This is a genomic window from Streptomyces sp. ATLC9 (assembly GCF_057196705.1).
This window is the reverse complement of record NZ_JBXUOY010000198.1, coordinates 1-10,218: the sequence shown is the minus strand read 5'-3', so window position 1 is coordinate 10,218 and position 10,218 is coordinate 1. Positions and strand designations below refer to the sequence as shown.

Sequence of the window (10,218 nt, the reverse complement as noted above, 5' to 3'; positions counted from 1 at the left end):
GCCCTGCCCCATGGCGGCGGCCGCGCCCGGCGGCGGTCCCTGCTCCCCCTCGGGCCGCGCGGGCTCGGAAGGTGCCGGGCCCGCGGGCCCGGCGGACTCCGCCTGGCTCCCGGCGAACGGCATGGTCCACTGCACCGGGGCCGCCGGATCGGTGGCGGCCTCCGGGGTCACCGGCAGCCGGGACTGCGGCGGCGGGGGGGCGCCGGGGTCGATGGCGGGCGGCTCCCAGCCGTGTCCGGTGCCCGGCGCGGCGAGCGGTTCGGGCGTGCCGCCGGGCCCGTCGGCGTACCCGTACTGGTACGGGCCCGGCAGGTTCTCGGGAAGCTGTATGAACGCGGTGGAGTCACCGTCGTACTCGCCTCCCCAGCCGCCCTCGGGCGCCGGAGGAGGCACGGGCCGGCCGTCGTCCTGCCGGAACGGCTCCTGCTGGTCGTTGCTCATGCGAGTGCCCTCCCGAGCCCCCGTCGGGCCAGTGTCGCCACCGTACGCCGTACGTGCAGTGCCGCGGGCGGAAGTACGGGGGCCTCCCCCCCGCCCTCGGGGGCGGGAGGATCGGGGATGCAGGCCATGGCGACGTAGTCGCCGAACGCGGCCAGCACCTCGGGGGCCAGGGCCCGTTGTCCGTCCCAGTCGATGAGCGATGCCACCCACTGCTCGGCCTCCACCGGGCGCAGCGGCATCGGCGCGACGGCGCCGACCGCACAGCGCACCCCGCGGCGGACGGGGTCGAGCACGACGGCGACCGAGGCCAGCGCGCGCCCGGGACCGGTGCGGCCGGTGGCCTTGAGGAAAGCCTGGGGGGCGTACAGCAGCGGCACCCGTACGTAGCCGACGATCTCGCCGGGCCGCAGCATCTCCATGCCGGCCAGCAGACGGCTGACGGGGACCTCGCGCGGTCCGCCGCCCGGCCCCGCGATCAGCACCGTGGCCTCCAGCGCGGCCAGGACGGGAAGGCAGTCGCCGGTGGGCGCGGCGGTGACGATGTTGCCCCCGAGCGTCCCGGCGTTGCGGACCTGCGGCGGTCCGGCGGCGCGGGCGGCGGCGGCCAGGGCGGGGATGAGGGCCGCGAAGTCGGGGCGTCCCACACGGGCGTGGGTGAGGCCGGCGCCGAGCAGCGCGTGGCCGTCCTGGTACTCCCAGCCGCGGATCTCGCTGATCCGGCCCAGGCCGACCAGCGCCGCGGGCCTCAGCAGCCCGGAGTTCACCCCGGACATCAGGTCGGTGCCGCCCGCGACGGGTACGGCCGCGGGCGTGGCGGCGAGAGCGGCCACGGCCTCGTCGAGCGTGGCCGGCAGCATGACCGGCTGCGCCGCCCGTGGTGCGTGCGGTGCGTGCGTGCTCAATCCAGCGCCCCTTCCCCGGTCGTCCCGGCTGCCCAGCCGTACCGTACGCGCTGGGAACCCGGACGTGGCAACTCTGGCACATTCCGGGGGGCCGGCGGAGCCGGGGTCCGTGAAGGGAGCATCCGTCCCTGATCTGGACGATGGCCCGCTTGCGGCGTTTGTCACCGACAGAAGCGTCTTGTCACTCCTGGGAGTCCTTGCACTACTTTATACAGGCCGTTTCGGGGATCGTCCCGGGCCTTGCCCGAGGCGGTCGGGGATGAGGCGGCCGGGAATCCTGATCCGGGGTCCGGCCCTCAGGACACCCGCGGCGACCCCTCGAACGGGCACCCCCCGATGCCGGGACGGCGCTGCCAGGGGCGCGGCCCGGACGGCGGCCGGTAGGCCACGCCCAGCGCGTCGAGGCGGGCGTAGTGGGCGGTGGCCATCCGCCGCTCGAAGTCGCCGAAGCCGCCCTCCCCGTCCCGGGCGCCCGGCCCCGACCACACCACCTCGGCGAAGGCGGCCAGCCGCGGGAAGGCCTGGTAGTCGGTGCGCCGCTGGTCCTCCGCGACCTCCGTCCACAGGTTGGCCTGCGCGCCGACGACGTGCCCCGCCGCGCCGGTGCCCGCGAGTTCGGGCGGCACGGGGTCGTAGCCGTACACGTCGCGCAGGGTTCGCACGTATCCGATGGGCACCGGTTCGTCCTCGCCGCCGTCCTGCCGGTGGTCGAGGTAGACCTCCTGCTCGGGGCACGTCACCACGTCGTGCCCGGCCCGGGCGGCGGCGACCGCGCCCGCGTGGCCGCGCCAGGAGGAGACCACCGCGCCGGGGCCGAGCCCCGTGCCCGCGCCGGCCGTACCCGCCGTGCCGGCCCCCAGGATCTCGTCCCATCCCACGAGGCGGCGGCCGCGTTCGGCCAGCCAGCGGTCGAAGTGCCGTACGAACCAGCCGTGGAGGGCCTCCACGCCGTCCAGGCCGAGCCGTTCGGCGCGCGCCCGCGCGGTCGGCGAGCGCCGCCACTGGTCCGCGGGGCACTCGTCGCCGCCGATGTGCACGAACTCGCCCGGGAACAGCTCCAGCACCTCCTCGAACACCCCCTCGTAGAAGCGGAGTACCTCTTCGGTGGGGGCCAGGACACTGGGGCTGACGCCCCAGTCGTCCCACACCTTCGGAGGGTCCTCGCCGATGTCGGTGTTGCCCAGCTCCGGGTAGGCGGCGACGGCCGCCTGCGAGTGGCCGGGCAGGTCGATCTCGGGGACGACGGAGATGTGGCGTTCGGCGGCGTACGCGACGATCTCACGGACGTCGTCGTGGGTGTAGAAGCCGCCGTGCGGACGCACGTCCCACAGCGAGGAGGCCCGGTGCCCCAGCTTCGTCCGCCGGCGCCAGGCGCCGACCTCGGTGAGCCGGGGGAAGCGCGCGATCTCCAGGCGCCACCCCTGGTCGTCCGTCAGATGCAGGTGCAGCACGTTGAGTTTGTGCGCGGAGAGCAGGTCGATCCAGCGCAGCACGCCGTCCTTGGGCGTGAAGTGCCGCGCCGTGTCCAGCATGAAGCCGCGCCAGGCGAAGCGGGGCGTGTCGGCCACGCTCAGGTACGGCAGCGACCAGGAGCCGCCGGGCAGCGGAGCGCGGCGGTACGCGGCGGGACCGAGGAGCTGCCGCAGCGTCTGGGCGCCCCAGAAGACACCGGGGGCCGCACCGCCACGGATCTCGGCGCCGCCGCCGGACACGTCCAGCCGGTAACCCTCAGGGCCGAGTTCGGCCGCGACCTCCTCGTCCACGCGCAGCCGTACGACGGTGCCGCGGCCGCCGTCCGCGCCGGCCGGCGGCAGGGGCAGGCCGGTGGCCGCGACGAGGGCACCGCGCAGCCAGTGGCCGGACCGCTCGGCGCCCGGGCCGGCGTCGAGCGCCGTCCGCTCGTCGAGCGGCAGCCGTCCGCCGCCGTCCTCGACGGAGCGCGGCAGGGGGACCAGATCGGGCTGGTACATGCCCGGTTCTCCTTGCGTGTTCCGCGGGCCGCGCACGCCGTTCGCGCACGCCCTTGTCCTCGGCCGTCTTCGGCGTCCCGCTCCCGGGCGGCCCCGGAGAGCAGGTGTTGCACCATGTGCAACACCTGTTTCGTTCTGCACAACTCCGCAGGAGAGTAGGGCAACCGGCGGCGGCCGACAAGGCATCCGGACGGGCGCCGGGGAGACATGCGCCCGCACGCGCGACGGCCCCCGGAACGCACGGGTGCGTTCCGGGGGCCGCCGGAGGAGTGACGGGCCCTGTGCGGGGCGGGCCGGGGCCGGACGGGGAGGAGGGCCGCGGGACGGCGCCGTTACTTCTTGCCGCCGCCGTCCTTGCCCTTGTCGCCGCCGGCACCCATGGACTCGTAGATCTCCTTGCACATGGGGCAGACCGGGTACTTCTTGGGGTCTCGCCCCGGGACCCAGACCTTGCCGCAGAGCGCGACGACGGGGGTACCGTCGAGCGCGCTGGCCATGATCTTGTCCTTCTGGACGTAGTGGGCGAAGCGCTCGTGGTCGCCATCGCCGTGGGACACCTGCGGGGTGGGCTCGACGAGGGTGCCGGTGCCCGTCCCGCGCTCGGGCTCATGAGTGCTCATGGGCCCCAAGAGTACTGCGCCCCTCCCCGAGGGCACCCGACCCCGCCCCGCCTCGTCCACCCGGAGCAGCGGACCGCGCCGCCCGGCGGGCCCGCCCCCTCTCGGCGACCGGTTCGGCCGGCGGCCGGTGCCGCGTCGGTCAGGGTTCACCCGGTGGCGAGGCGCCCCGGCGCGTGCGATCGCCGGGCGGCCGGAAGCCGCATGCGGTTGTCCTGCCCGGGCTTTCGGCCAACGCGGCGAGCGTGCGTGCCAGGGCGGCGAGCGGGGTGAACCCTGACCGACGCGGCACTAGTTCAGCGAGGGATCGTCGGGATACGTGGCCACCATCGCCAGCTCACTGCGCTGACGGCGCAGCACGGACCGCCACAGCCGCTCCGGCTCGGGCGCGAAGACGTCGCCGGGCTCGGACTCCACCACGTACCAGGCGCCCTCCTCCAGTTCGTTCTCCAGCTGGCCCGGCCCCCAGCCGGCGTAGCCGGCGAAGATCCGCAGCGAGCCCAGCTCCGCGGCCAGCAGCTCGGGCGGCGCCTCCAGGTCCACCAGGCCGATGGCCCCGTGCACCCGCCGCCAGCCCAGCGGGCCCTCACTCCCGGGGATGACGGCCACACCGAGCGCCGCGTCCAGCGAGACGGGCCCGCCCTGGAAGACCACGCCCGGTTCCCCCGCCAGCGCGGCCCAGGGTTCCAGTACGTCGCCGACGTCCACGGGCGTCGGCCGGTTGAGGACGATGCCGAGCGAGCCCTCCTCATCGTGGTCGAGGAGCAGCACCACCGCACGGTCGAAGTTCGGGTCGGTCAGCGCCGGCGTCGCGACGAGCAGCCGCCCGGTGAGCGAGGTCACCTCGGTCATGTCCCAATGATCCCGCACTCCGGGCCCGGACGGGGACCCGGATCCCGCATCACGCCGCGGAACAGGCCGGGCGCGGTGTGTGAGCGGGCGCGCCCCGGCGCCGGTGCGGGCCGTGCCCGTCCGCCCCCGTGCCCGTCCTCCCTCCGGACGGACGGGCACGGCCCGGGCGCACGGCCATTACCATTCCCTGTGCCCCTGCTCTTCTTTCATCCTGGAACGCGAGGCCCATGACCGGCACCGACGACGTACTCCTTGTCCACGGCGGCACACCGCTGGAGGGCGAGATCAGAGTCCGGGGCGCGAAGAACCTCGTGCCCAAGGCCATGGTCGCCGCACTGCTCGGCAGCGAACCGAGCCGGCTGCGCAACGTCCCCGAGATCCGCGACGTGCGAGTCGTCCGAGGCCTGCTCGAACTGCACGGCGTCACCGTGAGCAAGGGCAAGGAACCGGGCGAGCTGGTACTCGACCCCTCCCACGTGGAGAGCGCCAACGTCGCGGACATCGACGCCCACGCGGGCTCCTCCCGTATCCCGATCCTCTTCTGCGGCCCCCTGCTGCACCGGCTGGGCCACGCCTTCATACCCGGCCTGGGCGGCTGTGACATCGGCGGGCGCCCGGTGAACTTCCACTTCGACGTGCTGCGCGAGTTCGGCGCGACCATCGAGAAGCGCGCCGACGGGCAGTACCTGGAGGCACCGCAGCGGCTGCGCGGCTGCAAGATCAGGCTGCCGTACCCGTCGGTCGGCTCCACCGAGCAGGTCCTGCTGACGGCTGTGCTCGCCGAAGGTGTGACCGAGCTCTCCAACGCCGCCGTGGAGCCGGAGATCGAGGACCTCATCTGCGTGCTGCAGAAGATGGGCGCGATCATCTCCGTGGACACCGACCGGACGATCCGCGTCACCGGCGTGGACAAGCTCGGCGGCTACAACCACCGCGCCCTGCCCGACCGCCTGGAGGCCGCCTCCTGGGCGAGCGCCGCGCTGGCGACCGAGGGCAGCCTGTACGTGCGCGGCGCCAGCCAGCGCGAGATGCTCACGTTCCTCAACACCTACCGCAAGGTGGGCGGCGAGTTCGAGGTGGACGACGAGGGCATCCGCTTCTGGCACCCGGGCGGCGCGCTCAAGGCCATCGCCCTGGAGACGGACGTCCACCCCGGCTTCCAGACCGACTGGCAGCAGCCGCTGGTGGTGGCCCTGACGCAGGCGTCGGGTCTGTCGATCGTCCACGAGACGGTGTACGAGTCGCGGCTGGGCTTCACCTCCGCCCTCAACCAGATGGGCGCGCACATCCAGCTCTACCGCGAGTGCCTGGGCGGCATGCCGTGCCGCTTCGGCCAGCGCAACTTCCTCCACTCGGCGGTCGTGTCCGGCCCCACGAAGCTCCAGGGGGCCGATCTGGTCATCCCGGACCTCCGCGGCGGCTTCTCGTACCTGATCGCCGCCCTGGCGGCCCAGGGGACCTCCAGGGTCCACGGGATCGACCTGATCAACCGGGGCTACGAGAACTTCATGGAGAAGCTGTCGGCGCTGGGCGCGCGCGTGGAACGCCCCGCCTGACCCCCACCGGCCCCGGCCGGGCCGTACGCGGTGCGGAGGGCGGCCACCCCGGAAGAGGTGGCCGCCCTCGTGCGTGCGCCTGCGTGGTGCCTGCCGCGCCAGGGCTCACTTGCCCTTGGCGGCCTCCTTCAGCTTGGAGCCCGCGGAGACCTTCACGCTGTAGCCGGCGGGGACCTCGATCGGGTCGCCGGTCTGCGGGTTGCGCGCGGTGCGAGCGGCACGGTGGGTGCGCTCGAAGGTCAGGAAGCCGGGGATGGTGACCTTCTCGTCGCCCTTGGCGACGATCTCGCCGACGGTCTCGGCGAACGCGGCCAGCACAGCGTCGGCGTCCTTGCGGGTCACCTGGGCGCGCTCGGACAGCGCGGCAACCAGCTCACTGCGGTTCATAATTCGTACTCCCGTGTTTTTCTTGCCTGTGAGGCATGAGATCGAAGCCGATGCTGCCAAGGCCCTCGGACAGTCCCCGGACCCGGGTCTGCTGCCAGACCTTCTGCGTCCGCGGGGGGCGCCCCCAGGACGCAGCCCTCGGGGAAGCATCCTGCCCCCACCTGCGGCGGTAATGCCAATCCGGCACCCTGCGAGATCGTCCGGGGGACGCCCGTGACACGCCACGATTACAATCCGTAGCCACCCTCGGTGCGGCTTTCGCCACCCTAAGGGGCCATCCGGGTGGGATGCCCCCGACGCGCCGGTCCTATCCCGTCAGGGCGTCGTGGCGGTCGTCACAGACTCCCCGGCCGCGATGGCGGCGTCCCGCACCGCTCCGGCGACCGCTCCCGCGACCCGGTCGTTGAAGACGCTGGGGATGATGTAGTTCGCGTTCAGCTCGTCCTCGTGCACCACATCGGCCAGCGCCCGTGCCGCGGCCAGCATCATCTCCTCGTTGACCGTGCGCGACTGGGCGTCGAGCAGGCCCCGGAAGACGCCGGGGAAGACCAGCACGTTGTTGATCTGGTTGGGGAAGTCCGAACGGCCGGTGGCCACCACCGCGGCGGTCCGGCGGGCGACGGCCGGGTCCACCTCCGGGTCGGGATTGGCGAGCGCGAACACGATGGCGTCCTCGGCCATCGCCGCCACGTCCTCGGCGCCGAGCACGTCCGGGGCGGAGACTCCGATGAAGACGTCGGCCCCGGCGACGGCCTGCCTGAGCGTGCCGGTGACGCCCTCGGGGTTGGTGTTGTCGGCGATCCAGCACAGCGGCGAGTCGGGGGCGGAGTCCACCAGGTCGGCGCGCCCGGAGTGCACCACGCCGTGGATGTCGGCGACCACCGCGTGCTTCACCCCGGCGGCCAGCAGCAGCTTGAGGATGGCCGTGCCGGCGGCCCCGGCGCCGGACATCACCACCCGCACGTCCTCGACGTGCTTGCCGACGACGCGCAGCGCGTTGGTCAGCGCGGCCAGCACCACGATGGCGGTGCCGTGCTGGTCGTCGTGGAAGACGGGGATGTCCAGCGCCTCGCGCAGTCTGGCCTCGATCTCGAAGCAGCGGGGGGCGGAGATGTCCTCCAGGTTGATGCCCGCGAAGCCGGGGGCGACGGCCTTGACGATCTCGACGATGGCGTCGGTGTCCTGGGTGTCCAGGCACAGCGGCCAGGCGTCGATGCCGGCGAACCGCTTGAAGAGGGCCGCCTTGCCCTCCATGACCGGCAGCGCGGCCTTCGGCCCGATGTTGCCCAGTCCCAGCACGGCCGAGCCGTCGGTGACGACGGCGACGGAGTTGCGCTTGATGGTCAGCCGGCGGGCGTCCTCGGGGTTGGCCGCGATCTGGGTGCAGACCCGGGCCACACCGGGGGTGTAGACCATGGACAGGTCGTCGCGATTGCGAATGGGGTGCTTGGACGCCATCTCGATCTTGCCGCCCAGGTGCATCAGGAAGGTCCGGTCGGAGACCTTGCCGATGGCGATGCCCTCGACCTCGCGCAGCTTGGCGACGATCTCGTCGGCGTGCGCGGTGGAGGAGGCCGCGATCGTGACGTCGATGCGCAGCCGCTCGTGACCGGAGGCGGTGACGTCGAGGCCGATGACCGACCCGCCGGAGGACTCCACGGCCGTGGTGAGCTGGCTGACCGCCGATCCTCCGGCGGGCACCTCCAGGCGGATGGTCATCGAGTACGAGACACTGGGCGCCGTTGCCATGGCCGGGTTCCTCTGCTTTCCCTGATGCTGTGCCGCGCATCCGGCCTCCTCGCCGGACCGCGTCACCCGATCGTCGCACCTACCGACCGGTAGCAGGTAACCGGTTCCGGGGGACGGAAAGCGTTTCCCGCCAAGGAGGGCGCAGCACGATGCGGCGTGTGACACACGGCACGCGCACACCGCGGGCGGGCCGGCGCCGGGAGGCACACGGACGAGGGGTCCGCACCGCCCTCCGGCGGCGCGGACCCCTCGGATCCACATCTGCGACACCGACCCGCCATGCTCGCCTCGCGGCAAGTGGTCGCTCGAAGCGACGAAGGTTGGGCCCGGGGGCTTGGATCGGGCCGGTGCCACATCCAGGCTAACAAACGCTCGGCGGAGGTGATTCCGTTCGGCGCGGGCGACCGGGAATTCCTTCGGAACCCGCCCGCCGCCTCACTCCCGCAGCAGGTCGGGGACCCCCTCGGCATCCGGGAGGTCCTTCTCCCGCGACAGAACCGTCAGGCGCCGCGTGGCCCGGGTCAACGCCACGTACAGCACCCGCAGGCCCGCCGGGGACTCGTCGGCGATCTCCGCGGGCGAGACCACGAGCGTCGCGTCGTACTCCAGCCCCTTGGCCTCCAGGCTGCCCAGCGGCACCACCCGGTCGCCGAGCCCGGCCAGCCAGGCGCGGGCCTGCTCGCGGCGGCCCATCGCCACCACCACGCCGACGGTGCCCTCCACCTCGGCCAGCAGCCGCTCGGCCTCGGCGCGTACCGCCCGTCCCACCGCCCCGTCCGGGCCGCCCCTACCGTCCGGGCCGCCCGCCACCGTGGCGAAGCGCGGCACCAGGCCCGTGGCGCGGACCGCGCGGGGCGGGCGTGCCCCCGGCATGGCCAGGGCGAGCACCCGGGCGGACAGTTCGGCGATCTCGGCCGGGTTGCGGTAGTTGACCGTCAGCTCGAAGCGGCGGCGCGGACGCGCGCCCAGCGCCTCGTCGCGGGCGGCGGCGGCCTCCCCCTGGTCCGACCAGGAGCTCTGCGCCGGGTCGCCGACCACCGTCCACGTCGCCTGGCGGCCGCGCCGGCCCACCATCCGCCACTGCATCGGCGTGAGGTCCTGCGCCTCGTCGACGATGACGTGCGCGTAGTCGGTACGCTCGTCCTCCTCCCGGCGCTCGGCGCGGGCGGGACGGCCGGCGAGGCGGTCGGCGTAGGTGCTCAGCTCCTCCAGGCCGGTGAGCTGGTCCAGCGGGTCCACCTCCCTGCGGCGGGGGCGGGCGGGGGCACCGAGCAGGACCCTCAGCTCGTCCAGGAGCGCGACGTCGTGGACGGACAGCGGGCCACAGCCGTCGGCGTCCAGCCGGGCCAGGGAACGCGCCAGCCGCCGCACCTCCCTGGGCTGGAGCACACGGCGCGCCCAGCGCGACAGCCGCTTCTCGTCGGCCATCGCCCCCAGTACGCGGCGCGGGGTCAGCTCGGGCCACCAGGCGTCCAGGAAGCCGGTGAAGTCGGTCTCGGTGGAGACGTCCTCGTCGAACCCCTGGCGCGCCTCGGCCGCCAGTTCGGGGTCGGTGTACCGGCGGCCCGCTCCCGAGCGCTCCCACAGCGCGTCCAGCAGCAGCCGCCGGGCGCGCGGGCGCAGCAGGTTGACGGGCGCGGTGCCGCCGAGCGCCTGCTCGCGGATCCGGCGCAGGTCGTCGGCGTCCAGCTCCAGACGGGTGCCGAGGGCGACCACCCGCAGCCGGCCGGGCACCCCGTCGGCG

The 10,218-nt window shown here is 73.9% G+C and carries 8 protein-coding genes and 1 pseudogene; 1 reads left to right on the top strand and 8 read right to left on the bottom strand.

The annotated features are described in order from the left end of the window. The 5 genes and pseudogenes from AC2CJA_RS19170 to AC2CJA_RS19150 form a co-directional block, all read right to left on the bottom strand. Positions 1-441: pseudogene (locus AC2CJA_RS19170) on the bottom strand (hypothetical protein); the annotation flags it as partial. Continuing rightward, a complete protein-coding gene (locus tag AC2CJA_RS19165) occupies positions 438-1,298 on the bottom strand; it encodes an FAD binding domain-containing protein (RefSeq protein WP_484603932.1) in 861 nt (286 codons plus the stop codon). The gene AC2CJA_RS19165 and the pseudogene AC2CJA_RS19170, both read right to left, overlap by 4 nt. Before the next feature lie 341 nt (positions 1,299-1,639). Further along, on the bottom strand, positions 1,640-3,313 hold the full coding sequence (locus tag AC2CJA_RS19160; RefSeq protein ID WP_484603931.1) for a beta-N-acetylhexosaminidase: 1,674 nt from the start codon (positions 3,311-3,313) through the stop codon (positions 1,640-1,642). 332 nt (positions 3,314-3,645) lie between these two features. Then, positions 3,646-3,933 (bottom strand): DUF3039 domain-containing protein, encoded by a 288-nt coding sequence (locus AC2CJA_RS19155; protein ID WP_241718231.1) that lies wholly within the window; start codon positions 3,931-3,933, stop codon positions 3,646-3,648. A gap of 288 nt (positions 3,934-4,221) precedes the next feature. Beyond that, positions 4,222-4,782, bottom strand: a complete 561-nt coding sequence (locus AC2CJA_RS19150; RefSeq protein ID WP_206348337.1) for a YqgE/AlgH family protein — start codon at positions 4,780-4,782, stop codon at positions 4,222-4,224. Between the two features lie 227 nt (positions 4,783-5,009). Between AC2CJA_RS19150 and murA the strand changes: the two genes are divergently transcribed. Beyond that, positions 5,010-6,338 carry a UDP-N-acetylglucosamine 1-carboxyvinyltransferase gene (murA, locus tag AC2CJA_RS19145; RefSeq protein WP_484603930.1) on the top strand — a complete coding sequence of 443 codons (1,329 nt, stop codon included), beginning with the start codon at positions 5,010-5,012 and terminating at the stop codon, positions 6,336-6,338. A gap of 105 nt (positions 6,339-6,443) precedes the next feature. Here the strand turns inward: murA and AC2CJA_RS19140 are convergent, their stop codons facing one another. The 3 genes from AC2CJA_RS19140 to AC2CJA_RS19130 form a co-directional block, all read right to left on the bottom strand. Beyond that, positions 6,444-6,725 (bottom strand): HU family DNA-binding protein, encoded by a 282-nt coding sequence (locus AC2CJA_RS19140; RefSeq protein WP_484603929.1) that lies wholly within the window; start codon positions 6,723-6,725, stop codon positions 6,444-6,446. Positions 6,726-7,040: 315 nt separating this feature from the next. Further along, positions 7,041-8,474: an NAD-dependent malic enzyme gene (locus AC2CJA_RS19135; protein WP_484603928.1), complete on the bottom strand. Its 1,434-nt coding sequence runs from the start codon at positions 8,472-8,474 to the stop codon at positions 7,041-7,043. Positions 8,475-8,909: 435 nt separating this feature from the next. Further along, positions 8,910-10,218: AAA family ATPase (locus tag AC2CJA_RS19130; protein ID WP_484603927.1), on the bottom strand; the 1,309-nt coding region annotated here is incomplete at its 5' end.